Origin of the sequence: Nocardioides panzhihuensis (assembly GCF_013408335.1) — a bacterium.
Taxonomy (GTDB): domain Bacteria; phylum Actinomycetota; class Actinomycetes; order Propionibacteriales; family Nocardioidaceae; genus Nocardioides; species Nocardioides panzhihuensis.
The window spans coordinates 5,988,405-6,013,780 of record NZ_JACBZR010000001.1 but is presented as its reverse complement, the minus strand read 5'-3'; the positions used below and the strand labels follow the sequence as shown (position 1 = coordinate 6,013,780).

Sequence of the window (25,376 nt, the reverse complement as noted above, 5' to 3'; positions counted from 1 at the left end):
AGCAGTCACTCGACGGAGACCGCGAAGCCGGCCTCCAGCGCTCGTTCGTAGACGTCGAGGACCCGCCGCAGTTTGGCCGGCGCGAGGGGCTCGCCGAGATCCACCGCGGTCCGGGCCGCTGCGACGGTTTGCTGCTCGTGCGGTTCCAGACGGCCCGCCTCCTGTGCCCACTCGAGCACGGCGTCCCAGGTCTCGGGGTCGATCTCGTTGAATCGACTCGTCTGCTCCTCGAACGCGGCCACGTCGCTGCGGTTGAGTTCCAGCGAGGTGGAACGCAGTTCGGAGCCCAGGGACTCGGGTGTATCCCAGACGATCTGGGAGACCTCTGTCCAACAGTCCTCCTTCTTCGCCCACTCGATCACGTGAACGCCCTCCCTGATCACCACCTTCATGACCCGTCCGCAGAGTTCGGTGATCGAGTCGCGCAAGACATCGGTGATGCGCTGCTCACGCCAGATGCGGTCGAGGTCGATACGGTGATCGGTGGCACGGCAGAGAAGTGCGAAGGTGTAGGCCGTGATGGCAGACTTGTTGCTCCCGGCTCCCAGTTCACGTGCGACACCGTCGACGGCGTGGAAGAGGATCTTGAGGGCGACCACGCGCCTGCAGTAGACGTCGTCGATTCGTGGAGCCTGCTCGGTGATCCTCGCCTGGAACTCCGCAAAGTTCTTCTGCGCACCCCTGCTGACGAGATGCGGCAGCCCCGACCAGGCGTTGACGTACTTCGCCAGGTCGGTCTTCGTGAACGCCTGGTTCTTCGGGTTCTGTTCGCGGAACCGCTTCCTCGTCGCGGTGGTGAGATGCTTGTCGAGCTCAGCCTCGTAGGAGCCCCGAGTCCGGACGTAGAACCACCGCGTCTGATGAAGAGCTCCGGGATGGGGTGGAGCCCAGACGGTACGGCTCACCTTCTCGAAGTCGACGTGGAAGCGGTCGTTTGAGGAGAAATCGACCTGTCCGACCTTGTTTTGGCTGTTGGAGTACTCCGAGATACGCGGGACGACCGTGTCCAGCGCGTCCGGGTCGACCAGGGTGAGCTTCATCTGCACGTCGATGCCGGCGAGCTCGCTCTTGTCCCGCTTGAAGACGTGATGCAGCGTGGCCGTCGTCTGACCGCCGTTGACGATCTGCACGCCGGTGAGACTGCGGATCGCGACCCTCACGCCGGCATCGTCGTGGATGAAGTCGGCCTCGGACGCGGTCGCCGTGATGCCGTTGTTGTACGCCAGGAACCACTCCGGCTCGTCGAGCGCGGTAACGCGGATGCCTTTGTTGACCTTGCCCCTCACCTGGAGGAAAGCACGCACATTGAGCTGGAGCAGCCGCGTCCGGTACTCGTCATAGAGCTCGGCCAGCCTGCGGCCGGGTACGACGGCGAGCACGACCGAGTGTGAGTCGCCAGTTTGCGCCGACAGGCATCGCAGTGGCGGGTCGAACTCGACGGTGATGGGCTCACCGAGGTCACCGGAGGACTCCTGTCGTTCGAGCTTCGGCAGGTCCCAGAGGTGGTACTCGATCGGGATGCCCTCGAAGTCGCCTCCAGTCGACATCGATCGAGCGCCGCTCTGACGGTTGGTTAGGAGGAAGACCTTGATCTTGTCGACGCCGTCGGGATTGCGGAGGATCCGCTGAACCCCGTCGCACATCTGGTGGATCGCGGTGTGTGGATCACTTGCCGCTCTGATCGAGTCGATCTGGCCCAGGAATGCGACGGCCTGGCGGAGGGTCCGCTCGATCTCGGTCTTGTTGAGGGTGGGGCGTTCGTACTCGAAGATCGTCGTATACAGCTCGAGGACGGTGTTGTCGTCGGCGTACCCAAAGCCGTGGAGTCTCGTGCCACGGCGTGAGTCGTACCAGGCGATAGTGTGATTGGCGATGTAACCGCCTTCCTCAAGCATGTCGAGAACGCGGGCGGCAAAGGCGTCGCGCAACGCCCCGCCCTCGGCCTCAACCTTTTCGAGGACCTCGCGGCCGAGGCGTTCGGCGTACGCGTCGAGTTGGTCGATAGTCACTGGTGGCACCTTCTCAGGGCGGCGGTGAAGGCATCCCTGGTCATCGCGAACTGTGTCAGGAAGTCAGCAGAGATCTCATAGGTGCACCTGTGGACTCCGGGCGGCAGTATCGCTGTCGTGAGTCTCGGGAAATCATTGGTAACCCTCCAGACCTCGTCGGTCACCACGGTGTAGCGCGGCTCGTCGTAGCGGGCGACGTCGTGGTCGAAGTAGCCGTATCTGGCGAGATTGAGGTCGAGTTCGGCGCGTGCGCGGCTGTCACTGAGCGACTCACGGATGTCACCGACCATCGATGGCAGGCTGACGCCGGTGCCACCGCGCCGTTCATCGACGACGATCGCCGTCAGGAAGAGGTCACCCGCCCCGTAGTCCTCCAACTGCCTCTCGCTCGTGATCGTCACGGTGGCCGGAGAACGCCGCTTGGTGGTCTTGACCTCGACCGCGCAGCTCGGGAGCTGGAAGTCTTGGTCCGTCCCGGTAGGGCCCGTCCAGGCCCGCACCGCATCGAGGGCTGATGTCATGTTGGGCAGCAAGTGCTCGCGCAACACGTGGAGTTCCCCGAATAGACCGCGCCGGGTCTCCAGGCCGAGGCCGTCTGACCCAACCGACCGCAGGAGCTCCTGCCAGTGCGCATACCGCTGGACGGTCTCGAGGATGACCCCGTCGCTTGGTGAGGCCGCCACGGCGTCGGCGATGTCACGAGCGAGTGGGGTGAACACCGACTCCAGGTCACGCGAGGTGACCGCGATCCGGAGCTCGGACCGAGACCGGTCGACGACCTCCACGTCGACGGCCAGGCCGCGAACCTCCCGGAGGTCCCTCAACAACCGAACCGCATTCGGAAACAGGGATGAGGGGGCGCTGACGACCAGCATGCGTTGACGGCCGGGGTACGACATCGCCGCGAGGATGTCGTTGGGCGACTCGGGGTGGATCCGCCGCTGGATCCGTCCGTGCACCGGCGGCTCGCACGACGATTCGAGCTCCGACCAGAGGTCCTCGTTGATCATGCCTCCGGCTCCTCCTGATCGAACAGGTCATCGTCATCATCGAGCCAGGTCGAGTTGACCATGTACTCGACGCCCTCGTCGTACGACGAGCGCGGGAAGCTCGCGGCGAACCCGACCAGGAATGGGACGTCGTCCAGCCCGATACCCTCTGGTCGGTCGATGGGATAGATGAGCAGCAGTGCCTGGTCGGGGTTTCGACGCTGCCGCAGTGGTGCGCCGGTGGGGATCTTCGGATCGAGCGGTTGGCCGTTCCTGCCGACCTTGCCCTCGGCCGCCTTCTTGGTGAACTCCAGGGCGAGTTCCCTCTGGCGCTCGGTGAGGTCGATCGCCTCGTGCGCCGGGCTGAGGATGCGCTTGATCGTCTTCCTGGTGCTGTCCTTGGTGAGAGGGTCGTCCTCAAGACGACGCCGGGTCACCACGGCCACCTGCCGAGTGACGATGTCGATGGGGTCCGTGCCGTTCTGCTGCGACACCAGTCGGACGGTCCAGTCGCCGAGCTCACCTCGGGCGGCCCGGGACCTGATGTACTTTGCGATCAGGTCGGGTTTGACGCGCGTCGCCTCGCGCGCGGTCCGATAGCGGTCGAAGAACCCGGCCGCGACCTCCTCAGCCGACACACCACGCCACGTGACTCCTGCAGTGGTGTTCGAGTCGGCGATGTGCGCGCCGTCGAGTTCCTTGACGAACGCCTCGAGGGACTCGAAGTTGCTGCGAGGCACCCCACCCCGCAACGGGAAGATCGTGGTCTCGGCGAGCTCGCCCTGGTAGGACACCCGAACCCTGGTGCCCTGTCGGCTCTTGTTCGCCGCAGTCACCGACAGCCCCATGCTCGACGTCTGAACCTTCAGGCCATAGTTCTCCGGTGTCATGCCAAGGACCGACATCTCCTCGATGTCGCGGCGCAGTTCATCGGTGGCACGGGTGATCTCGCGGTACGCGGCCTCCAATTGAGGGGTCATCCACAGCCGGCAGAGGTCCTCGTAACCGGGACGATAGCCGAACCAACGGCCCATCTGGAGCAGGGTGTCGTAGGTGTTCGAGAACCGCAGGTAGTAGCTCACGGAGAGGCCCTCAAGGGTGAGGCCACGTGAGAGCTTCTGTCCGCCGACGGCGATGACCGACAGGCCGTCCGCGCGGTTTTCGTAGTAGTCGAGGACGTCCTTGGCGGCCCCATTGACCTGCTTGACGTGGATACGCTTCAGGGCAGGGAGGATGTGGTCACGGACCTCGTGCCAGGGCAGTCGCTGGGCCTCGTCCGCCGGGAACTGGCCCGTCGTCGATTCGAAATCCTTCTCCCAGAGCGCCTGCAATTCGGCCTCCCGGACAGCCACGCGTCCACCGAACCTCTCTGCGAGCTCCTGTCGCAGGACGTACAGGTACTCGTCGACTTGGTCCGAGACCTGTTGCTGCACATTGGTGAAGCGTGTGACGTGCACGAGCATCGAGTTGTGGACGGCCACCTGCCCGCGGGCGCGGCGAGCGGCGCACACGAGCACGAAGCCGTTGATCGCGGTCTCCAGGCTCGACGGCATGCCCTCGGTGATCGTGAAGGTCGAGCGGTGCTTCGGCGGCACCCAGCTCTGTGCGTCGTCGACATGGCGGACTAGGGGAAGGGGCTTGACCTCGTCCTCATCGTCCTCAGAGCTCGAGGACAGGCCGAAGAGCCGCTCAGGCCCGAGATAGTTGGACGGTGCCCGTAGCGAGTGGATAAAGCTGGCAGGAAACAGATCGGCCCCGAACTTGGCGTGGTCAGCGTCAGGGTCGATGTAGATGTTGGCGAACGGCGTGGCCGTGTACCCGACATATGACGAGCGCTCGAAGGCGGCGAGGAGGTTTCGGATCGCACCGTTGATCTTGCTCGGGTCCTCCCCTGTGTCGTTCAGGTTGATCGACGCGTTGTCCGCCTCGTCGTCGATGAGGAACAGCGGCACGCCCTTTACGATCCGCTCGCCGGTCTCCGGGTCTTCGGTGCCGTTCACCTCGGTCATCCACGTGCGGACATAGTCGATGATCCGCGGATGCTTCTTGATCACCAGGATGACCGGCGACTCACCGATCGGAATGTTCGCCCGCGAGGCGGCGCTCTTCTTGAAGTCGCCGCTCTGCGCACTGGTGGTGAGCGAGGCGATCGGCAGACGCTTGGAGCCAACCAGGGTACCCACTCCGATCGTGCTACGGGACTCAGCGGACCGGAGCTGGTACTGGGTGTCGAACCCGAGAAGGTCCTCGTCGAGGCGAGCCTGGGTCTGCGCTCTGAGGTCATCGAGCATGCCCGCGAGGACGATGATGAGCCTGTATCCGGCGTCGGCAGCCTTGGCGGCGAGTCCGACGAAGTGTCCGGTCTTGCCCGACTGGACCTGGCCGAGCACCAGGCCACGCCGCTGCCACTTGCCAGGCCGCAGGGGGTCCTCGAGTTCGCCGAAAACGGCGTCGGTGGAGCGACCCAGGGTGTTGACCACCGGGATCGAGCGGCCCTTCACGTTCAGCAGGTAGCGCTCGTATCGTTCCCAGAACGGCCACTCCCGCTGTTCCTTCGCCGCACGAAGCCACTCCAGGTGATCCTTGTCGCTCACCATGCCGACCGAGTCGTCCTGGGTCACGCTCACTCTGGACTCAAGCCAGCGTCGCGCCTCGTCGCGATCAACCCCGTCGTGCCCCAGTCTGGGGGCCATCTCCAGCGCGACCGCAAGCACCTTGTCGAGTTGGTCGGCGGTGGGATGCTGCTGCTGGGGCAGGAGCTGGACGGCGAGCGTCACTACGGCGCGCAGCGCCTCGTCTGCTTCGGACATACGGGATTCCGGCTCCTCACTTGGGCACGGGACAATCGGAGGGGCTTGGGTCGGGGACATCCTCGGTCCAGAATCCGTCGATCTGGTCGAACGGCTGCATCTGACGGAGGACGCCAAGGGCATCGGATCGAGAGCGACCACTGGCGATCATGAGCGCCAGGATCTGTTGGGCGACTGCGTCTGAGTCGTTGGTGGCGTCGATCGTGTGAAAAGGCTGCGGGTCGTCTGCGGTGTCCGTCTCGTGGAGTGCCCGGAGGCCGGCGATGGGGACCGTCTCCTCAAGCAGTCGCAGGACGGCCTTGATCTGGGCCGGGTCGTCCTTGAACTCGTCTAGGAGCGCGCGGATGACCGGGTGGTTCCTGTTGATCGAGCACGAGATAGTTCCGGCCTTGCGCTTGATGTTCCAGGCGAAATGGAGCCCCGTGTCGTGTTCACGGCTCGCAAGTTGCCCCCGGAACCGGACGCTCTCTGCCGCAGCTTTCCTGGCGTTGGTGGCGATCCGTAGGAGGGATGGACGCAGGAGGACGGGGGCCGTGACTGATGCTTTGCGCACATCCACCTGCCACATCGCGTCGGTCTCTGCGGGGATGTCGATCGCGATCCGGGCCAAGTTGAACCGCTCCTCGGTCCGAAGGCCGCGCAGACCGAGCCAGCTGCCGGCTGAGATCAGGCGGTCGCGGCGGTACACGTAAAAGCCCTGTTGTCGTTGCCAGCCCCTGACGCCGCCGGCCTTTGCCGCCTCGGCTTCCGCGAGTCGGTGGAGAGAGGGCAGGACGTATGGCCGAATCCCCACGAGGTGCCCTGCAAGTGGCAGTTCCTCAGGTGGCTGGCTGATCGTGGACGGATGTTCGAGGAGGAATGGATCCCACGGGGTTACGGCTTCCCCGTTGACTGACAGCGTCAGCCGACTGTCCTCGACGTAGCGGGCGAAGGTCACGCCGAGATGACGCGCAACTCGGTCAGCGCCGTCGTGGAACGAGATCTGGGCCCGTCTGTTCTCCGCGTCGACATCCTCGTATCCACGGAGCCGCTGCCACACTACGACCGTGCCGTAGTCCAAGTGCTCGAGAAGGCGCTCGACAATCGGCACCGCCGACGGGGGACAGTAGTGAAGCAGTCGCCACTCTCCCGTCACCTCGATCAGTCTTCGATCCCAGGTGCGTACCTGCCAGTCGGTGTCGGCCCGCCTGCTTACAACGGTAAACAGACCGCTCTGGGAGAACGAGGCAGACTTCAGACCCATGCCGAAACGACCGAGGTCTCGCGTCGCACGGTCAGCCGACCACCTCGCGGCCACGGTCATCGCGGTCACGAGCTCATCAGCAGACATCCCATGACCGTCATCGGAGACTGCGATCCATGAGTCGGTCCCGGCCCAGGTGAAGTCGACGTCCAGTCTGGATGCCGCTGCAGAGATCGAGTTGTCCACCAGGTCCGCGACCGCGTCCGAGAGTGAGTAACCGAGGGCCCCGAGGGATGCAACCAAGCCCGCGGGTTCGGGTGCCGCGATCTCGTAGTCCAACGGGGCCGGCTCCATTCGAAGTTCGTTTTGAGCTGCGTCCCGGGCGCGCAGCGTCGCTCGGGCACTCTCGGTCACGTCTGGCCAGCCTACGACGATAAGGACGCGCGCATCCCGAAAATTGGGGTTGTGGGTCTTTTGCGTCCCCTTTCGTCCCGAGTGTCAGTCACGTCGTAGCGTTACGCTCGTGGACCGATCCTGGGCATCCAGTGAGGCTGCACGCCGGACCATGCAGGGCAACCGCGGGCGTGACACCAAGCCCGAGATGGCGGTGCGGCGGCTCATCCACGCCAACGGTCTGAGGTACCGCGTCAATGCACGCCCGGAAGGCGATCTCCGACGCACGGCCGACATCGTGTTCACGAGGATCAAGGTCGCGGTATTCATCGACGGATGCTTCTGGCACGGGTGCCCAACCCACTTCACCATGCCCCGGGCGAACCGCGAGTTCTGGGAACGCAAGATCCAGCACAACATGGCACGCGACGGGGAAACGACGATGGTGCTCACCCAGCGTGGCTGGACGGTCCTGAGATTCTGGGAGCACGAATCTCCCGACGATATTGCTGAGACGATCGCGACGACCGTGTCGGAGCGAGGATGATCCTCAGGACTCGTTGTACAAACTCCGCGGGCCTCGTTCGGGTCCTGCGGTACCAATTCCCTGCAGTCCGGCCTAGGACGCAGTAGCGTCTGGCCGGTGAAGTCACTGGTGCTCGACGCGAATGAGTTGGCGAAGGACTTCATGTGCCTCGGGCTTCGATATCGGCTGCTTGAGCACGCCGAGGATCCCACGTGGGTGAAGGTCTACATACCAGCGGTCGTCCTTGAGGAGACGGTTGCTAACTACGCCAGGACCGTACAGGAGGCCCTAACCCGACCCGAGATCTCCGACCGAGACAAGGGTCGACTCGGTATCGAGATCGTCGGGCCGATGACGCCCGACCAGTATCGCGCGCACCTACTGAAGCGGTTCGACACAAGACTCGGATTCACGGTGTTGGAGTGGCCAGAGGTCACACACGAGGACCTCGTCAAGCGTGCCGTGTCGCGAACCCCTCCTTTCGACAACAAGGGCCGGGGTTATCGCGACTCGTTGATCTGGGCCGACGTGAGGGAGCTTGCGCAAGAAGGCTGTGATGTCGTTCTGGTGAGTGAGGACGCCATCTTCGCTAGCCCTGAGGGCGGGCTTGCCGAGGTGCTCACCGAGGAGGTCAAGACGTTTAGCGGCACCGTCACACTCACTCCCAGTCTTGGACCGTGGCTCTTGAGCACCCTCCCCTGGGCCGGAGGAAACATGTCGACAGCGGTCGAAAGCGCTCAGGAGGCCGAGATCGCGGAGAGCTTGATGGCGACAACTCCGTGGGACGAGCCTGTGCCACAGGTGGTAGACCTCGGATTTGAACGGTCTCCGTACGACGTCGTCATCGAGGCAGCCCAATGGGGCGGAACGATGAAAAGGGTGGCAGGGGCCATGGGCCCTGATGGTGTTTACGTCGCAACGTACGACCTCGACTTCATAGTCGAGGTGATCGCCAAGTTCGAGGCCCTCGACGCCCGAGAGGAGCACTGGGCCACCAACGATGTCGTCGACACTCTTGGCCAAGTGGTAATCAGCGGAGAGTTGCCTATGGTGCAGCGAGTCGCTGTCCTCTTCGGCGGTGAGGCGTCGCATGATATCGATGTTCTTGGGTGGAGACGTACCGATGGAATCGGCCCAGGTGCTGCCCTGTACCGACCAGAATGGGATCCGGGACAGCCGCGTCTATTCGAAGCGACACCCGCACCGCGCTGACCGTAACGAGAACCACTGGCTTTTCAACACCCTGCTCGCTCGCACGCTCCATTCCGCCCAGCGTCTCACGGACCTGCTTGCGGCCGCCGACCCACCTTGGTCATGGGCGAGCAACCATTTCTTGGGATCAGGCCTCCAAAGACCCAATCAGGTCCGACGCTCGGTCAGCCGCCTCATCGATACGCGCTTGGTCAGCCAAACAGACCCGGAGACATGACGCGGCGACAATCGCCTCTACGGCCGGCGTGATCCGGTGACCGTGAGAGCGCATGCCAATGACGACCTCAACCAACTGGAGCAGCAGCGTGCCTAGGAGGTCGCGGTCGGGAGTCATCGCTGCTGCATGGCCGGCGGTGATCTGCGTTCCGAGCCGCGCGTACGCATCTCGGAGCTCGTTACGCGCGGAGCCGAACGGTTCGAAGACATCCTTGCGCTGCACCTCCGGAAGGCGGCTCAGCACGCCTGCGTTGCGCGGCGCCGCGGCGAGGGTACGCACGTCCAGCACGACCAACACGTGTAGCAGCACGTCCGGACCCGCGCCGGCCTCAGCAGCCAGGCTCTCGATTTTCTCGATCCTGTCGAGCGTGGGCCGGATTGATCGCTGGAGCAGCTCGCCCAAGATCTCTTCTTTGTTGGCGAAGTGGAAGTAGAGCGACGCTTGCCGGATCCCCACCGCCTCCGCGATGTCTCTGGTCGAGGTCGCGGCGAACCCCCGGTCCACGAACAGGCCCGCTGCGATGTCAAGAATCTCCTCACGCGGCTCCATCCGCGACAATCGCCCGCCCGCGGCCTGACGCAGCACACGAGGGCGTCCTACTCGGCGAGCGACCATCTCTCCGCGCTGGATGCTTGCCCCCTCGGCTGCCCTCATCGCGGGTCGCCCAGAACATCGTGGCCATTGGTCATGTCTTCACGCTAAGCGCGACTTTGTCTCGTGCTAGTCTCACCTTGTCTCATATTGGTCCGGTTCTGGTCTCATGGAGTCTCGTCATGCCCACGAAGGCAGCTCGCCCCACGCAGGATGCTCAGCCGACGACGGTGCTCAAGGCGCTGCTGGAGCGGACTCATAGCGCGCAGTACGCGGTCTTCGTACGTGACTACAACCGCCACGCTCGGACCGCCTCTCCGGAGATGAAGGCTCCCAGCCGCGCGACGTTCTACCGCTGGCTCAACGGTGACCTCGGCACTCGTCCCCACCCCGGCCATCGCAGGGTTTTGGCCAGCATGTTCCCGGGCTGGGAGGTCGCCGAGCTCACCCACACCTGGGAACCGGGGATGCCGCTGGTGCGCGAACGCAGCGACCGCCCGACACCGGCGACCGTGGGAGACCTGGCTGGAGTTACCCATGTCTTCCAGAACCGGCCTGCGTTCCTTCGTGAGTTCTCCACAAGTCGCCTCTTCGACGCAGCCACAGAAGTCGACGGGCTGGGGCTCTCCCACAACCTGCTGTGTCAGCAGTACTCCGACGGCGACCTTGCCGACCTGCTCGGTCGTGCCCGCGTACGTCTGTTGTTCCTGGATCCCGACGGTGAGGCGATCCGGGTCCGCAACACCGAGGAGGGCCATGCCGAGGGACACCTCTCGGAGTGGACTCGGGTGAACCTCCAGGTCATCGCCAAGCACCGAGCAAGCCTGTCGTCCGACGCCGCAGATCGCGTCCAAGTCCGGCTCTATGACGAGACCATCCGCTTCCAGGTGATGCTCATCGACGGCAACCTGGGGATCGTGCAGCCCTACCTGCCTCGCGGCCGCGGGCTCGACAGCCCGACCTTTGTGATGCAGCACCTGATCGGCGCGCCGTCGCTCTACTCCACCTACCGCCAGATCTTCGACGACATCTGGGCACGAGGAAGCGAGGTCACCGCGTGATGTCTGACCTGGACAAGTACCTCACCGCCGCGCACGAAGCAGTCGACCTGGCCGACGGGATCCTGCGGGCTAATCGGGATCACGCCGTCGCGTTCAAGGGTGACCGCGACCCTGTGACCGAAACCGACCTGGCCATCGAACGAACCATGCGCGACAGTCTTCATCGCGCTACCCCGCAGGCTGGGTTCCTAGGCGAGGAGACCGGCGGCAGCACAGACGGGCTCGCCTGGGTTCTCGACCCGATCGATGGCACCGCCAACTTCACTCACGGTGTCCCACTGACCGCGGTCAGCCTCGCCCTCCTCGACCACGGCGAACCGGTCATCGGCCTCATCGCGGTCGAAGCCGAAGGCGTTCGGTATGCCGCTGTGCGCGGACAAGGCGCAACTCGAGGCGGAGACCCCATCAGGGCGAGCGCCTGTACCCAGCTTCGATCGGCCATGATCGCGATGGGCGATTACGCCACCGGTCCGGAGGCTACGGCTCGTAACGAGACCCGCCTTCGCATCACGGCCGTCCTCGCTGCACGCGCCCAACGAGTTCGCATGCTCGGCAGTGCCGCCATCGATCTCGCCTGGGTCGCCGCCGGCAAGCTCGACGCCTCGGTGATGCTCTCCAACAAACCCTGGGACACCGCCGCAGGCGTACTCATCGCCCGCGAGGCCGGCGCACGAGTCACTGACCTCGACGGCCACGACCACGACCTGACCTCGACCGCCACGATCGCGGCAGCGCCAGGGGTCGGTGACCAGATACTCGACGCGTTGAGCCAAGACGACCGCTTCTGACTACGCAGCCTGACCCGAACCCCGCCGCCAAGGAGCATCCGTGGAACCTATCGCCATGACCCCGATCGCCCAGGTCGTCGGCGGCCGGACCGAACCCACCGACGACTACTGGGGCGGCACCCAGGCGATCATTCGCCTCGATCCCGACCTGTACCCGGTCGAATCGACCCAGGGTCTGGAGGAGTTCTCCCACCTCGAAGTGGTCTTCTTCTTTCACCTCACCGACCAGAGCGACCTCAACCTCGGCCTGCGTCGCGCCCGCGACAATCCGGCCTGGCCTGAGGTGGGCAACATCGGCCACCGCAACATGCGCCGCCGCAACTGGCTCGGCATCTCCCGCTGCAAGCTGATCAAGGTCGACGAACTCGATCTCCACGTCGAAGACCTCGATGCCGTGGCCGGCACCCCCGTCCTCGACGTCAAGCCGTGGTTCGCCGAGTTCGGCCCGCGGGGCGAAGCTCACCAGCCGGCCTGGGTCACCGAGATGCTCGGCGAATACTTCGCTCCGTCGGCTGAGGCCTAGCGACGCAATATCTGATCCGAGGAGGCGAGGTCCTGGGGACGTACAGCGGTCTAGGGTTTGACGCGTGTCTGACGACGAGATTCGGGAAGCGCGCATCGCGGAGGCTGTTCAAGATCTCGCCGATGCCTATCTACAGGTCGGGGAACATGTCGTAGCCCTGGGTGCCTATCGCCAGGCGCGGGGGTCGGACGTAGGTGCGGGCGCCGGTCCCGGTGCCGGATCCGACGTCGATGCCCGCAAGCGCGCCGAAGATCTGGTGAGCGATCTGGTGTTGCTACAACGAGTCGTTTACCGAGTCGCGGAGCACCCCGATGTCCTCGCCAAGTTTCCCCCGTCGACGGTGGAGAACGCCGAGAACACGATCCGCAGCTCTCTGGAAGTGGCCTCGATCGTTCCCGGACTGACGGTTCCCACTTACGAGGAAGTGCGGGCGGCCGCGGCGAACGAGGACGGCTCTTAGGTCATTTCGCGGGTGGTCTCGACAAGCTCGACCACCGGAAGTCACGCTTCCCGGCGCCAGCGGTCGGGAGTGGTGCCGTAGCGGGCCTTGAAGCGGCGTACGAGGTAGCCGGGGTCGGTGAGGCCGGTGCGGGTGGAGATGACCGAGAGCGGGAGGTCGGTTTCGCGGAGGAGGCGGCGGGCTTCGGTGAGGCGGCGCTCGGTGAGCCAGTCGAGGAGCGTACGGCCGGTGCGTTGGCGGATGACGGTGGTGAGGTGGCCGGGGGTGTAGCCCAGGGTGCGGGCCAGGTCGCCGGCGGAGACCTTGGTGGCGTACGTCCGCTCGATCTCGTCGAAGACGCGGGTGACCAGTGGGTCCGGGGCGATGGGGGCACTCGGGGCCAGGCGGGCGGAGGCGACGAGGAGGTTGGTGAGGCTCGCGGTGATGGCGTCGTGGGCGCCGAGGCGGCCGGGGTCGCGCAGCTCTTCGGTGAGGTCGGTGAGCCAGGCGTGCCAGCGCGGGCGTTCGGCTTCGGGGACCACGGCGCGGCGGCCGTCGGCGGCGAAGAGGGCCAGCAGCGGATGGTGGGCCCAGGTGAGCGGGGAGATGGAGGCGAGGGAGGGGATGGCGTCGGGGGTGAAGGCCACCGACCAGGCCCGCGCGTGGGTGAGCTCGGCGAGCGACTCGGCGGCCACGACCTCGCCGGGAGCCACCGCGTGGACCTCGCCGTCGTGCAGCGCCACCTGCTCGCCGTCGAGGTCGACGGTGCCTCCACCGCGCTCGACGTAGGCCAGGATCCAGAAGTCGTGGGCGTGCCGGTTGCCGGGAGGCAGGTGCTGGCTGTCGCAGTCGGGGTCGAAGGGTACGACCCGGACGGCAGGCACGCCGGGGCTCTGCTCCCAGCGGTAGATCGGGGTGCCGTCAGCCCGCACCGCACGCACAGAACGCACCCGAGGCAGAGCTGAATCCGAAGAACGTCCCATGGCTACCGACTTCCCTCCCACCTATGATCCGCAGAATGTCCCATGGTAGGGACATGACCACCATACAGATCATCGACGGCCGCGCCGAGGGCGAACAGGACCGTCCCTTCCTCCCCGGCATGGGCCGCACCTGGCTCCTCCCCCTCTACGACCTCTTCACCCGGTTCGCCCGCGTGCGCCCGCTCCACGAGCGGACGGTCGAGCTCGCCGGCATCTCGTCCGGACAAACGGTGCTAGACGTCGGCTGCGGCACCGGCAACCTCGCCTTCACCGTGCTGCGCGCCGTTCCGGATGCCGTCGTCACCGGGCACGATCCCGACGCGAGCGCGCTGCGGATGGCCGCTCGGAAGGCGAGTCGGCGGGGCGTACGTCTCTCGCTGGTGCAGGGGTACGCCGACCGGCTGCTCCCCGAGGACGGCAGCGTCGACCACATCGTCTCCTCGCTCGCGCTGCACCACGTCGACGACGCCGGGCGTCAAGGGTTCGGACGCGAGGCGCATCGGATTCTCAAGCCCGGCGGGCGCGTGACCATCGTCGACTTCGGGGCGCCGGATCATGGGCCGGGTCACGAGCACGAGCACGGCCACCGGCACGGGAGGTCTCGACAGGCTCGACCACCGGTGGCGGGGATCGTCGACCTCCTGATCGAGGCCGGGTTCGCCGACGCCCACGAGGTCGACCACATCGACCACCGGTTCGGCCCGATCACGATCGTGCAGGCGACTCGCGCCGCTGGTTGAGCCGCGAGCGCTCGCGATCGGTGTCGACACCAACACGGTCCTATCGAGCGGCCAAGGGACTGTGTTGGTCTCGACACGGATTCGTTCGTTCCTCACGAATCCGGCTCGACCAGCGAAGCTCACCCGACCGCGTGGAGTTGCCACAAATCGTCGCCGACAGGGCAGTCTGGGCCCATGTACTTCCTCGGAGTCGACCTCGCCTGGGGCGTGCGCAGGCCCACCGGCCTGGCCGTCCTGGACGAGGAGGGCCGCCTCGTGCACGTCGCTGCCGTCAAGACCGACGACGAGATCGTCGCCGCCCTGGAGCCCTACGTCGACAACGACTGTCTCGTCGCGATCGATGCCCCGCTGATCGTCACCAACCCGAGCGGAAACCGTCCGGCCGAGGCCGCGCTCAACAAGGACTTCGCCCGCTTCGACGCCGGCGCGCACCCCTCCAACACCAGCAAGCCGGAGTTCCGCGAGCAGCCGCGCGGCGCCCGGATCGCGGCTCGGCTCGGCCTCGACATGAACCCCCGGTCCAACCGGCGACGCCGAGCGATCGAGGTCTACCCCCATCCCGCGACGGTGGCCCTCTTCCGCCTGGGCCGGACGCTGAAGTACAAGCACAAGTCAGGTCGTGACGTCGACCAGCTCCGCGCCGAACTGCTCATGTTGCTCGGGCTGCTCGAGGGCCTCACGAGCGCCGACCCGCCGCTGCTGCTCGACAACCCGTCGTGGCACGCCCTGCGCACGGCCGCCGAGAGCGCCGTACGCAAGAGCGAGCTGCGCGTGGTCGAGGACCAGGTCGACGCGGTGCTGTGCGCCTACATCGCCCTGTTCGCGACCCGCGCGCCCGACCGCACGACGACGTACGGAGACTTCGCCACTGGCTACATCGTCACCCCGACGCTGCCCGACGACCTCCGCCCGACACCCCGCGGAAAGGCCGGCGCGACGATCCACGACACCGCGGCCGCGGTCCGTGAGTACGCCGCGATGCAGCCCACCCTGCAAGAGGCAGCCGAGCAGTACGTACTGCTGGTGACCTCGATCCTCGACGACGCGGGCATCAACTACCTCACCGTGACCTCCCGCGCGAAGTCGGTCGCGTCGTTCGCGGCCAAGGCGGCTCGCACCGTCGACGGCCGGCAGGTCTTCGCCGACCCGCTCCGCCAGATCACCGACCAGATCGGGCTGCGGGTGATCACCTACGTCCACAGCGACGTCCAGGCCGTCGCCGACCTCCTCGACGACCAGGTGGTCGTCCACGACGACCGTGACATGGGCGAGGAGACCGCGAGCGAGGGCCGGTTCGGCTACGCCAGCCGCCACCTGCTGGTCAGTCTCGACCCCGCGCGCGAGGGGCAGGCAGCGTACGAGCTGTTGCGTGGCCGCCAGGCGCAGATCCAGATCCGCACCGTGCTGCAGCACGCGTGGGCCGAGTTCGAGCACGACATCCGCTACAAGGGCACCATCCCCAGCGAGCACGTGCCCGACTTCGACCGACGGTTCACCCTCGCCGCCGGTCTGCTCGAGCTCGCCGACCGTGAGTTCTCCACGATCAGGGACCGGCTCCGCGAAGGCGTGACCGCCGCCAGGACCGAGGCTCCCGACGACGACCCGCGGATCAGCCCCCGCGAGCTGGCCGCGTTCCTGGCGGGCCAGTACGCCGACGCCGGCTGGTCGCGAACCGACCACTACGGGTGGATCTCCGGCGTCATCCTCGAGCTCGGCATCGCCTCGCTGACCGAGCTGGGCGAGGCGTTGCGCTCGGTCGACGAGGAGACCCTCATGGCGCGGATGGACTACCGCTATCCGCCGGGAGCGGTGCGGCGGCTCGACGACGCGCTGCTCTGGGTCTACGGCGACACCTACGTCGAGCTGCTTGCCAATGCGCACCGGAAGCCCGGTCTGCGGGCCAGGCTCGCCAAGATGCGCGACACCGACTGAGCCGTTTTCCGCGCTCGCGCGGCACGTCGATGACGCGACACCGGGAGACAATCAAATCCGATCGGGGCTCGGGCACGAACCCCCGCCATGAGACGACTGAATCGCCGAACCATCGCCCATGCCGCCGCCGGCGTGCTCGCCGGGGTGGTCGGCATGTCCGTCGCACACCTCACGGCGGCGCTGCTCACCCCGGCGTCCTCTCCAGCGCTCGCGGTCGGCACCGCGGTCATCAACGCGACCCCCACACCCGTCAAGGAGTGGGCGGTACGCGAGCTCGGCTATGCCGACAAGCCGATCCTGATCGGCAGCGTGCTGCTGGGCACGATCGCCTTCGCCGCCGCGATCGGCGTCGTCGCCCGAAGACGCCTGCGACTCGGCGCCGTGCTCCTCGCCGGCCTGGTCCTGCTCCCCGCGGCCGCGGTGGTCCTGCAGCCGCTCTTCAAGATCAGCTACCTGATCCCCACCCTCGTGGCGCTCGTCCTCGGGCCCGCCGTGCTGGTGTTCCTGACCCGCGCACTGAACGCCAACGAGACCCCAGAGCCCGCCTCTCAGAACACGCCCGAGCAGCCGACCGTGCACCCGTCGGACGCCGACACCGAGCGGCTGTCCAGCCGCCGCAACGTCCTGGTCGGGTTCGGCGCCCTGACGCTCCTCTCCGCCGCGGCTGCGGTCGGCGGGGAGCTGGTCGTGCGCAGTCGCGCCGCGATCGCGAACCTCAAGCTGCCCCGGGTCGGCAAGGCCTTGCCGGCGCTGCCGACCGGCCTGGAGGAGAAGTACGACGGGATCTCCTCGTTCCGCACCCCCAACCGGGACTTCTACCGGGTCGACACCAAGCTGGCCGTCCCGATCGTCGACCAGGACAGCTGGACGCTCACCATCGACGGAGACGTCGAGCGGGAGCTCACCTTCAGCTACGACGATCTGCGGGAGCGGGAGAACGTCGAGCACGACATCACCCTGACCTGCGTCTCCAACGAGGTCGGCGGCAAGCTGGTCGGCGCCGCCCGCTGGACCGGCGTACCCCTCAAGGACCTGCTCGACGAGGCCGGCGTCGGCGATCGGGCCGACCAGATCCTCTCGACCGACGTCGAGGGCTTCACGATCAGCACCCCGCTCGAGGCCGCCCTGGACGGGCGCAACGCGATGATCGCCATCGGCATGAACGGCGAGGTCCTCTCGCGCACCCATGGCTTCCCGGCCCGCCTGGTCGTACCCGGCCTCTATGGGTACGTCGGTGCCACGAAATGGGTCACCAAGCTGACCCTGACCAGGTACGACGCGGCGACCGCCTACTGGACCGACCGCGACTGGGCGACCGATGCCCCGATCAAGCTGTCCAGCCGGATCGACACGCCTCGGCCGCTGAGCAACATCCCCGAGGGACGCACCGTGATCGGTGGTGTCGCGTGGGCGCAGCAGCACGGGGTCGCGAAGGTCGAGGTGCGCGTCGACGGCGGACGCTGGCAGCAGGCCGAGCTCGGTCCGGACGCCGGGATCGACTACTGGCGTCAGTGGTATCTGCCCTGGGTGGCCGAGCCGGGCAGCCATCAGCTGGCCGTGCGTGTCACCGACCGCGACGGCACCCTGCAGAGCACGGACCGGGCCACTCCGTTCCCCGATGGTTCCAGCGGCATCCAGGACATCGTCGTCACTGTCGGCTGAAAACTCCAAGAAAGAAAATCAACTTGGGGAAATCCGCTTGGGCGACCACGCCGAAGCACTCATGACAGCAAGAGAACATCCCTTGAAAGGCTTTCTCATGAAGCTCAACACCATCACGCGCACCGGCGGCGTCGCCGCTTCCCTGGCCCTCGTGCTGGGCCTCGGCCTTTCGGCCTGTGGCTCCGACGACAGCGGCTCCGACTCCAAGAGCGGCTCCGGCAGCTCCGACTCGTCCGAGTCCATGCCTGAGGAGACCGAGGCTGCCGAGGCCGGCGCGCAGACCTTCGGCGAGGGCTGCAAGCTGATCCCCGCCGACGGCGAGGGCTCGTTCAACGGCATGGCGACCGCACCCGTCGCCTCGGCCGCGAGCGCCAACCCGCTCCTCAAGACCCTCGTGACGGCCGTCGGCGAGGCCGAGCTGGTCGACACCCTCAACGGTGCGGACGCGCTCACCGTCTTCGCCCCGACCGACGACGCCTTCGCGAAGATCCCGAAGGCCGACCTGGACGCCGTGCTCGCTGACAAGGCCCTGCTGACCAAGGTCCTCACCCACCACGTCGTGGCGGGCCAGCTCAGCCCCGACGAGGTCGCGGGCGAGCACGAGACCCTGGCCGGCGACATGATCACCGTCGAAGGCGCGGACGAGGAGTTCACCGTCGGCAAGGAGAACGCCAAGGTTCTCTGCGGCAACATCCCGACCGCCAACGCCACGGTGTACGTCGTCGACACCGTACTGATGCCCTGATCAAGACATCCAACCGGATATCCGCGAGGATCGACACATGAGACCGCTCAGCTCAGTTCCCTCCGGCGACTCGTCGCCGGAGGGAACCGGGTCGCCCGGGCTTGCGGGGCTCCTGCGTCGCATCGCTCGAGGCGACGAAGCCGCCTTCGCGGCCCTCTACGACCAGACCGCCGCACGAGTGCACGGGCTCGTCCTCAGAGTCGTGCGTGACCGGGCCCAGGCCGAAGAGGTCACCCAGGAGGCTTTCCTTCAGGTGTGGCGCCAAGCCAGCCGCTACGACGAGAACCTCGGCAGTGCCCATTCGTGGCTGCTGACGCTGGCTCATCGTCGTGCGGTGGACCGGGTCAGGTCGGCGGAGTCCGCCGGCCGCAACGACACGGCCTACCACGGCACCACGCATTCTCCGCCGCACGACACCACTGCCGAGGCGGCGGAGAGCTCGCTGGAGGCTCGCCGGGTCCATGCAGCACTCGAGACATTGACAGCAGCTCAGCGCGAGGCTTTACAGCTCGCGTACTTCGGCGGCTACACCCACACTGAGGTAGCCGCCATGCTCGACCTACCGGTCGGCACCGCAAAGACCCGTATCCGGGACGGGCTGATTCGTCTTCGCGACGCGATGGGAGTGAACCAATGACAGCGCAAGACATTCACGCTCTCTCCGGCGCGTACGCCGTGGACGCCCTCGACGACATCGAACGCGCCCGTTTCGAGCAGCATCTCGCCGTCTGCGCGGACTGCCGCGCCGAGGTGACCAGCCTGCAGGAGAGCGCCGGCCTGCTCGGCGTGCTCACCGACGTCGCTCCGCCGCCGGAGATGCGCGATCGTCTGCTCGCCGGCATCAAGGAGATCCGCCCGCTTCCGCCCGAGACGCCGACCAGCATCGAGGGTATCGGCGCTGCGCTTCACGCCGACAGCTCCGTTCCCTCCAGCCCCTCGGGGTCAGCCGGTCCTCGTCGTCGAGGGTGGCGGCTGCTCGCGGCTGCTGCGGCGGTGCTGGCGATCGTCGGCACCGGCACGGTCGGAGTGCTCGAGCTGACTCGCGACGACTCGACCCAGACCGTCTCGACAGCCGAGCGGGTACTGAGCGCCGAAGACGCCAAGACCGTCTCCGTCGACCTGCCCCGCGGCGCCAGCGCCCGGATCGTACGCTCGGTCTCGGAGGGCAAGGCGGTGCTGGTCACCTCCGACATGCCGGCCGCGCCCGACGGCAAGGTCTACGAGCTCTGGCTCCAGCACGACGACGTCATGGTTCCCGCCGGTCTGATGCCCGACGACAGCGACCAGACGATCGTCCTCGAGGGTGACGCCGCGGACGCGAGCGCCGCCGGGATCACGGTCGAGCCGGACGGAGGCTCGAAGGAGCCGACCTCGGCCCCGATCGCGCTCTTCGACTTCGCTCAGGCGACCTGACCTCCACGTCAGGACGCCCAGGCGTACGGGTCTCAGCAGACCGCCGGCTTGCCGGCGGTCTGCGTTCGTCGGTCGTGGTCTCACCGAAGCGGGGGCGTCGGTGAGACCGAGACCGTGACGACCTGATCCTTGGTTGCCACGGCCGACTACTGGTTGGAGTGACCAACGACTTGCTCGCGCTGCAGAACAGATGCTGCGCATCGTGACCGGCGTTGCCGTGAGCGAAGGTCAGACCCGCGTCGGTCCCTTCGAGCCTCAGCGCGGGCGGGATCGGCGAGGCGACCACACTCAGGCAGAAACGTACCGCCACCGGCTCCTTGGGCAGCGTGATCTTCCCGTGCCCGAGATCGTCGCCGAAGGGTTGGTTGCGGGTCGCCGGGAGATCGACGCTGGTCTCGACCGTCAACGTCTTGCCCGGAGCCAACAGCTGACCGCCACCAGTCGGCGCGACAGCCAGGTTGACGTCTGGCGGCCAGGGGAACACGCGATGGGAGAGCACCAGCACAGGACCGTCCTCACCGCTCTCGGCCGTGACATACGGGGCGGTCGACAGCTTGGTCCCTGCCCCCGACGGCACCAACGTACGGTCGGCGACGAAGATTTCGGACGATTCGTTGTTGGTCACCGTGTAGGTCACCGACACCGACGTCGCCTCGACCTCGATGTTCGCCGAGAAGTCGACCTCGGGCGCAGTCGCCGGCGAGCTCGGGTCCGGCGGCTCGCCGCCGTCCTCGAACCCCGGCACAGCTGAGCCACCGCACCCGCTCAACGCAGCGAGCAGGGCTGCGATCACCGAACCCATCAGGAGTTTCCTCATCGTCTCAGTAGTGCGGCCGGTTGGGCGCACCCATCTCCTCACGAAGTCCGTTCTCGGTCAGATCGTAGGAGTGGTCAGGGTCGATCCGCTCCGGGGTGCTGGGGTCGTCGTCGTGGTCGATCGGCAGACCGACGGCCACCCGCTCGCCCTGATCGACGCCGTGGTTGGCCGTGTCGTCTCCGGAATACGGCGTGCGGTCGAACTGGTCATGGCGGAAGTCGTACGCATGCGCCATCTCGTGGAACAGCACCACCACCGGCGGCCCCTCCTCGATCCAGTCGATTCGGGGTGAGTAGTTGATCCGCTCGCCGCTGGGCTCGGCGGTGCTGTTGCTGTTGTCGGCGTACTCCGCGATCGTCAGGCCCTGCTTGTTGAAGCCCAGGAATCCGGAGTCGTCGTACGTCCTCTGGAAGTCCGCCAGCATCTGCTGCCCGCGCGGGGACGCTGCCAGCAGCTCCAGATCGGCGCGCACCCGGGCCTGGAACTCCGGGCTTCCCTCGATCTTGATGAACTCGGGGATCTCATCGATCTGGACCTTCACCGTCTTCTCCGTGCCGGTGCCGGTGTCACCGCTCTCGGCGTAGGCGGTGTCGTCGCCCGAACCGCCGGCGATCTTGTCCGAGCCGGTGCCGGCGTACGCCACGTCGTCATCGCCACCACCGGCGATCCGGTCGTCGCCAGAGCCCCCGGAGAGGGTGTCACCACCAGATCCCCCGATGATCCGGTCGTTGCCCGCCCCGCCCTCGAGGAAATCGTTTCCGTTCTCACCGGAGACGACATCGTTGCCGTCGAGACCGTAGATCGAGTCGTTGCCTTCACCACCGTAGAGTCGGTCGTCGCCGGACTGACCGTCGACGTAGTCGCGGTCCGCCCCTCCGCTGACCCGGTCGGAGCCGGCGCCGGCGTCCACGTAGTCGTGGCCGTCGAGACCGTAGACGCTGTCGTCTCCGTCGCCACCGTGCACCGCGTCGTTGCCTTCGCCGCCGATGAGGGTCACATCCAGGTCGACCCCCTTCGGCACCCCGATGCGGTCGTTGCCGCCGCCTCCTCGCACGATCAGCTCTTGGCCCGCCGGCACGCGATAGACGGTCTCGCCGCTGCTGTTCTTCACGACGACGATCTGCTCGCCGGTGTTGGGGTCGATGAAGACGGTGACCTCGTCATCGCCGTCGCCCGTGCTGATCACGGTCTGGTCACCGGAGGTGATGATGCCGGTCCCCTGCGCCCCCGCTGGCAGGTCGAATGCGTCGACGGTGCCCTCCGCCACTGCCTGCCACACCCGAGCGATCTCCTGCCACTTGGTGGTGGCCGCGTCGAGAGCGTCGCGGTCGGTGGCGAGCTCGGAGTCGAGGCCCCTGCGGATGTCGTTCGCAGCGCTGATCGCGTCGTCGACCTGTTTGGCCTCCTCCGGCGACGACGGCTGAAAGATCACCTCACCGCCGATGCCCCGGGACTGCGGAACGCCGACCACCGTTGCCCAGGACTGGTCGAGGCGACCTTGGGCGATACGTACAGAACCCGCGGAACGAGAGAGCACGCTCGCGATCTGGTCGGCCAACGCGGCGGCAGCGTCCAGATCGGTCATGAGCTTCTTGCGGTGCTGGTCGTAGGAGTCAGCGGTCTTCCCCTCCCAGTCGGCTGCACGAACCCGACGCGATCCGGTGTCGACGGCTTCGCTCGAACCAGTGAGAGCGGTGCCGAGCGAAGCCCAGCGGCTCGAGGCGCGGTCCAACTGACCGGCGTCCTCATCCAGATCCCACAGGCTGCTCATCAGCGGCCACCCTCGTAGACGGACCAGTCGATGGTCGGGTTGTAGGGGAAGATGCCTCCGATGCGCGGGGTCTCCGACCGCATCCTCTCTGCGGCGTCCTCGTCAGTGGTCGCGAACAGGAACGCGCAGGCGTAGATGTCGTCCATGTCCTGCTCGAGCACGCTGGCCAGTCGGCCGACGGCGCTGCTCGCGGCGTCGCTGGCGCTGGCGTGGGCGGTGATCAGGCCGGGGCCGCCGGACGAGTTGCCGGCCGCGGTGCCCGGGATGTCCAACTCCGCGACGTTGTCGGTGAATCCGTCTCGTGCGGTGTCGGCTGCCGTGCGCAGGTCATCGGCGAGAGTCGTAAGTGACTCGGGAATGCTGACGGTCATGCGGTGCCCCCAGTTTCAGCCAGAAGTGATCCCTGGTTAGTCCTTCCCCGAAACAGCCGTTCTCAAACAGATCTGACCGAAGTTTTACTTACCGGCTCCACGTAGCGAACTCAGTGGCGCCGCTGATGCTGGAGGTTTGAGACCGGCGGTCAGGCGGTCGTTGCCGGAACTCGTAGGTCGTTCTCACCTTCGACGATCTGGCGCGAGAGCGTTACGAGAGCCTCATCGAGCTTGGCGTCGTCGGCACCCCAGTCGGACAGCTCGGTGGCAAGCCACTGCTTGAACGCCGCGACCAGCTTCGCGAGCTCCTCCTTGCCTGGCTCCGTCAGCGCGTACGCCGACGCGTCGCCGTAGAGGTAGCCCTCCGCCGCGGCGGAGGCGAAGGCAGGCGCCAGCACCTCGCCCGGCATCCCGAGGCGGTGGCCGATCGCGACCAGCGAGGTGTCGCCTCCGACCCACTCCCGGATCCCGACCTGGCGTACGCACCACGCCGTCGACGCGCCGAGATCGACCGCCGACTCCCTCAGCATCGTGAAGGTCTCCGGCGGCTGACGGCGGACCAGCTGGGCGACGGCGACGTCGAGCCGCATCGCGCTGTCCGACGAGCTGGGCATGGCGAACGCGTCGCCCGCGTCGGTGGCAGCGGCCCGTGAGGTGCCGCGCAGCGGCACCTCCTTGAGGAAGAGCGCGAGCAGGAACGCCAGCCCTGCGACCGGCACCGCGGCGAGGAAGACCAGATGCAGCGTCTCCGCGTAGGCGTCGATGATGGGGGCGCTCTGGGCCTCGGCCAGCGCATGGAGCGCGGCGGGCGTCGCGGCAGCATCGGCGGGCACCCCGGCCGAGACGACCGCGGACGGCAGCCGGTCGGCTAGCTGGTTGGCGTAGACGGTGCCCATGATCGAGGCCCCGAACGAGCTGCCCATCGTCCGGAAGAAGGTGACTCCCGAGGTGGCCACGCCGAGATCCTCGTAGGCCGCGGTGTTCTGCACGATGATCGTCAGGATCTGCATGCTCAGGCCGACACCCATGCCCATGACCAGCAGGTACAGCGACATCATCAAGGTGCTGGTGTCGGCGTCCATGGTCGAGAGCAGATAGAGCCCCAGCGCCATGATCAGCGTCCCTGCGACCGGGAACATCTTGTAGCGGCCGGTCCGGCCCACGATCGTCCCCGCCAGGGTCGAGGTCACCAGCAGGCCGATGACCATCGGGAGGGTGCGGATCCCCGACGACGTCGCGGAGACGCCGTGGACGTACTGCATGTAGGTCGGGAGGTAGGTCATCGCGCCGAGCATCGCGAAGCCGACGATGAACGAGAGCGCGACGCTCACCGTGAACACCCGGTCCTGGAACAGGCGCAACGGCAGGATCGGAGAGACCGCCCGCGACTCGACCCATATGAAGATCGCGAAGGAGACGGCGGAGCCGACGAACAGGCCGATGATGGTCGCCGATCCCCAGGCGTACTCCGTCCCACCCCAGCTCACCGCCAGGGTCAGCATCGAGGCGCCGAGGCCCACGAAGAGGATGCCGAGGTAGTCGATAGAGGGGCGCTTTCCGCGGGCGATCTGCGGCAGCGTGAGGCTGGCGATCGCGATCACGGCGATCCCCAGCGGGAGGTTGATGTAGAACGCCCAGCGCCAGGAGAGATGGTCGGTGAAGAGCCCACCGAGGAGCGGACCGAGGACGGTCGTGGCGCCGAAGACGGCACCGAGCGCACCCTGATACTTCCCGCGTTCCCGCAGCGGGATGATGTCGCCGATCAGCGCCGTCGCGGTCACGATCAGACCGCCGGCGCCGACGCCCTGCACGGCTCGCGCACCGATCAGCCAGGCCATGTCGGTCGCGAACCCGCACGCGGCCGAAGCGAGGATGAAGAGCCCGGCGGAGACCTGCAGCAGCAGCTTGCGGCCGAAGAGGTCGCCGAACTTGCCGGCGAGCACGGTCGCAACCGTCTCCGCCAGGAGGTAGGACGACACCACCCACGACAGGTGGCCGGCACCTCCGACATCGGCCACGATCGTCGGCAGCGCGGTCGACACGATCGTCTGGTCGAGCGCCGCGAGCAGCATGCCGAGGAGCACGGTCCCGAAGATGAGGTTGATCCGCCGACGGCTCAGCTGAGGCTCGGTGTCCGACGCCATCTTCGGTGCTGCCATTGCGACCCCCACGTCTCGACTGGAACCAAACTAAGCCAAACC

22 protein-coding genes are annotated in these 25,376 nt (G+C 66.8%); 12 read left to right on the top strand and 10 right to left on the bottom strand.

Features of this window, described 5'->3' with window-relative positions; translation table 11 throughout:
- Window positions 1-5 precede the first annotated feature (5 nt).
- The 4 genes from BJ988_RS28470 to BJ988_RS28455 are packed head-to-tail and all read right to left on the bottom strand — an operon-like array spanning window position 6 to window position 7,330.
- Window positions 6-2,009, bottom strand: coding sequence for an AIPR family protein (locus BJ988_RS28470; protein WP_179661159.1), 2,004 nt, complete (start codon window positions 2,007-2,009; stop codon window positions 6-8).
- Entirely contained in the window at window positions 2,006-3,019 is a 1,014-nt protein-coding gene (locus BJ988_RS28465; RefSeq protein ID WP_179661158.1) for a PD-(D/E)XK motif protein, read from the bottom strand. Before BJ988_RS28465 ends, BJ988_RS28470 begins: the two co-directional genes overlap by 4 nt.
- Window positions 3,016-5,808: a Z1 domain-containing protein gene (locus BJ988_RS28460; protein ID WP_179661157.1), complete on the bottom strand. Its 2,793-nt coding sequence runs from the start codon at window positions 5,806-5,808 to the stop codon at window positions 3,016-3,018. The genes BJ988_RS28465 and BJ988_RS28460 overlap by 4 nt, the downstream gene beginning before the upstream one ends.
- 16 nt (window positions 5,809-5,824) lie before the next feature.
- Window positions 5,825-7,330 (bottom strand): ATP-binding protein, encoded by a 1,506-nt coding sequence (locus BJ988_RS28455; protein WP_179661156.1) that lies wholly within the window; start codon window positions 7,328-7,330, stop codon window positions 5,825-5,827.
- A 184-nt stretch (window positions 7,331-7,514) separates the two neighbouring features.
- Between BJ988_RS28455 and BJ988_RS28450 the strand changes: the two genes are divergently transcribed.
- Together BJ988_RS28450 and BJ988_RS28445 are read left to right on the top strand one after the other, a co-directional pair.
- Window positions 7,515-7,931 (top strand): DNA mismatch endonuclease Vsr, encoded by a 417-nt coding sequence (locus BJ988_RS28450; RefSeq protein ID WP_179661155.1) that lies wholly within the window; start codon window positions 7,515-7,517, stop codon window positions 7,929-7,931.
- 96 nt (window positions 7,932-8,027) lie between these two features.
- Window positions 8,028-9,122, top strand: coding sequence for a PIN domain-containing protein (locus tag BJ988_RS28445; RefSeq protein ID WP_179661154.1), 1,095 nt, complete (start codon window positions 8,028-8,030; stop codon window positions 9,120-9,122).
- Window positions 9,123-9,249: 127 nt separating this feature from the next.
- Here the strand turns inward: BJ988_RS28445 and BJ988_RS28440 are convergent, their stop codons facing one another.
- Entirely contained in the window at window positions 9,250-9,924 is a 675-nt protein-coding gene (locus BJ988_RS28440; protein ID WP_343051822.1) for a TetR/AcrR family transcriptional regulator, read from the bottom strand.
- Between the two features lie 188 nt (window positions 9,925-10,112).
- Between BJ988_RS28440 and BJ988_RS28435 the strand changes: the two genes are divergently transcribed.
- From BJ988_RS28435 to BJ988_RS28420, 4 genes are all read left to right on the top strand, one after another.
- Window positions 10,113-10,991: a DUF5919 domain-containing protein gene (locus tag BJ988_RS28435; protein WP_179661153.1), complete on the top strand. Its 879-nt coding sequence runs from the start codon at window positions 10,113-10,115 to the stop codon at window positions 10,989-10,991.
- A complete protein-coding gene (locus BJ988_RS28430) occupies window positions 10,991-11,779 on the top strand; it encodes an inositol monophosphatase family protein (protein WP_179661152.1) in 789 nt (262 codons plus the stop codon). Before BJ988_RS28435 ends, BJ988_RS28430 begins: the two co-directional genes overlap by 1 nt.
- Window positions 11,780-11,819: 40 nt before the next feature.
- Complete coding sequence (locus BJ988_RS28425; protein ID WP_218861167.1) at window positions 11,820-12,302, top strand: TrmO family methyltransferase domain-containing protein; 483 nt, start codon at window positions 11,820-11,822, stop codon at window positions 12,300-12,302.
- Between the two features lie 64 nt (window positions 12,303-12,366).
- On the top strand, window positions 12,367-12,762 hold the full coding sequence (locus tag BJ988_RS28420; protein WP_179661151.1) for a hypothetical protein: 396 nt from the start codon (window positions 12,367-12,369) through the stop codon (window positions 12,760-12,762).
- Between the two features lie 41 nt (window positions 12,763-12,803).
- Here the strand turns inward: BJ988_RS28420 and BJ988_RS28415 are convergent, their stop codons facing one another.
- Window positions 12,804-13,682 (bottom strand): helix-turn-helix transcriptional regulator, encoded by an 879-nt coding sequence (locus tag BJ988_RS28415; protein ID WP_343051821.1) that lies wholly within the window; start codon window positions 13,680-13,682, stop codon window positions 12,804-12,806.
- 95 nt (window positions 13,683-13,777) lie between these two features.
- Here BJ988_RS28415 and BJ988_RS28410 point away from each other — a divergent pair, with 95 nt between their 5' ends.
- From BJ988_RS28410 to BJ988_RS28385, 6 genes are all read left to right on the top strand, one after another.
- A complete protein-coding gene (locus tag BJ988_RS28410; protein ID WP_179661149.1) occupies window positions 13,778-14,464 on the top strand; it encodes a class I SAM-dependent methyltransferase in 687 nt (228 codons plus the stop codon).
- 174 nt (window positions 14,465-14,638) lie between these two features.
- Entirely contained in the window at window positions 14,639-16,396 is a 1,758-nt protein-coding gene (locus BJ988_RS28405; RefSeq protein WP_179661148.1) for a DUF429 domain-containing protein, read from the top strand.
- A gap of 87 nt (window positions 16,397-16,483) precedes the next feature.
- A complete protein-coding gene (locus tag BJ988_RS28400) occupies window positions 16,484-18,058 on the top strand; it encodes a molybdopterin-dependent oxidoreductase (RefSeq protein WP_179661147.1) in 1,575 nt (524 codons plus the stop codon).
- A 97-nt stretch (window positions 18,059-18,155) separates the two neighbouring features.
- Complete coding sequence (locus BJ988_RS28395; protein ID WP_179661146.1) at window positions 18,156-18,803, top strand: fasciclin domain-containing protein; 648 nt, start codon at window positions 18,156-18,158, stop codon at window positions 18,801-18,803.
- 37 nt (window positions 18,804-18,840) lie between these two features.
- A complete protein-coding gene (gene sigK, locus BJ988_RS28390) occupies window positions 18,841-19,440 on the top strand; it encodes an ECF RNA polymerase sigma factor SigK (RefSeq protein WP_179661145.1) in 600 nt (199 codons plus the stop codon).
- Window positions 19,437-20,216, top strand: a complete 780-nt coding sequence (locus BJ988_RS28385) for an anti-sigma factor (protein ID WP_179661144.1) — start codon at window positions 19,437-19,439, stop codon at window positions 20,214-20,216. Before sigK ends, BJ988_RS28385 begins: the two co-directional genes overlap by 4 nt.
- Here the strand turns inward: BJ988_RS28385 and BJ988_RS28380 are convergent.
- From BJ988_RS28380 to BJ988_RS28365, 4 genes are all read right to left on the bottom strand, one after another.
- Window positions 20,137-21,018, bottom strand: coding sequence for a hypothetical protein (locus BJ988_RS28380; protein WP_179661143.1), 882 nt, complete (start codon window positions 21,016-21,018; stop codon window positions 20,137-20,139). The genes BJ988_RS28385 and BJ988_RS28380 overlap by 80 nt on opposite strands.
- A gap of 19 nt (window positions 21,019-21,037) precedes the next feature.
- Window positions 21,038-22,804: a M91 family zinc metallopeptidase gene (locus tag BJ988_RS28375; RefSeq protein WP_179661142.1), complete on the bottom strand. Its 1,767-nt coding sequence runs from the start codon at window positions 22,802-22,804 to the stop codon at window positions 21,038-21,040.
- Window positions 22,804-23,175 (bottom strand): hypothetical protein, encoded by a 372-nt coding sequence (locus tag BJ988_RS28370; RefSeq protein ID WP_179661141.1) that lies wholly within the window; start codon window positions 23,173-23,175, stop codon window positions 22,804-22,806. Before BJ988_RS28370 ends, BJ988_RS28375 begins: the two co-directional genes overlap by 1 nt.
- A gap of 149 nt (window positions 23,176-23,324) precedes the next feature.
- The gene (locus BJ988_RS28365) at window positions 23,325-25,334 is read right to left on the bottom strand and encodes an MDR family MFS transporter (protein ID WP_179661140.1); all 2,010 of its coding nucleotides are present in this window, start codon (window positions 25,332-25,334) and stop codon (window positions 23,325-23,327) included.
- Window positions 25,335-25,376 lie beyond the last annotated feature (42 nt).

What these genes read in the sequence shown, in the direction of transcription:
- BJ988_RS28465 (WP_179661158.1), bottom strand. Translation starts at nt 3,019, where the DNA reads ATGATCAACGAGGACCTCTGGTCGGAGCTCGAATCGTCGTGCGAGCCG.
- BJ988_RS28460 (WP_179661157.1), bottom strand. Translation starts at nt 5,808, where the DNA reads ATGTCCGAAGCAGACGAGGCGCTGCGCGCCGTAGTGACGCTCGCCGTC.
- BJ988_RS28435 (WP_179661153.1), top strand. Translation starts at nt 10,113, where the DNA reads ATGCCCACGAAGGCAGCTCGCCCCACGCAGGATGCTCAGCCGACGACG.
- BJ988_RS28430 (WP_179661152.1), top strand. Translation starts at nt 10,991, where the DNA reads ATGTCTGACCTGGACAAGTACCTCACCGCCGCGCACGAAGCAGTCGAC.
- BJ988_RS28410 (WP_179661149.1), top strand. Translation starts at nt 13,778, where the DNA reads ATGACCACCATACAGATCATCGACGGCCGCGCCGAGGGCGAACAGGAC.
- BJ988_RS28405 (WP_179661148.1), top strand. Translation starts at nt 14,639, where the DNA reads ATGTACTTCCTCGGAGTCGACCTCGCCTGGGGCGTGCGCAGGCCCACC.
- BJ988_RS28400 (WP_179661147.1), top strand. Translation starts at nt 16,484, where the DNA reads ATGAGACGACTGAATCGCCGAACCATCGCCCATGCCGCCGCCGGCGTG.
- BJ988_RS28395 (WP_179661146.1), top strand. Translation starts at nt 18,156, where the DNA reads ATGAAGCTCAACACCATCACGCGCACCGGCGGCGTCGCCGCTTCCCTG.
- sigK (WP_179661145.1), top strand. Translation starts at nt 18,841, where the DNA reads ATGAGACCGCTCAGCTCAGTTCCCTCCGGCGACTCGTCGCCGGAGGGA.
- BJ988_RS28385 (WP_179661144.1), top strand. Translation starts at nt 19,437, where the DNA reads ATGACAGCGCAAGACATTCACGCTCTCTCCGGCGCGTACGCCGTGGAC.
- BJ988_RS28380 (WP_179661143.1), bottom strand. Translation starts at nt 21,018, where the DNA reads ATGGGTTCGGTGATCGCAGCCCTGCTCGCTGCGTTGAGCGGGTGCGGT.
- BJ988_RS28375 (WP_179661142.1), bottom strand. Translation starts at nt 22,804, where the DNA reads ATGAGCAGCCTGTGGGATCTGGATGAGGACGCCGGTCAGTTGGACCGC.
- BJ988_RS28370 (WP_179661141.1), bottom strand. Translation starts at nt 23,175, where the DNA reads ATGACCGTCAGCATTCCCGAGTCACTTACGACTCTCGCCGATGACCTG.
- BJ988_RS28365 (WP_179661140.1), bottom strand. Translation starts at nt 25,334, where the DNA reads ATGGCAGCACCGAAGATGGCGTCGGACACCGAGCCTCAGCTGAGCCGT.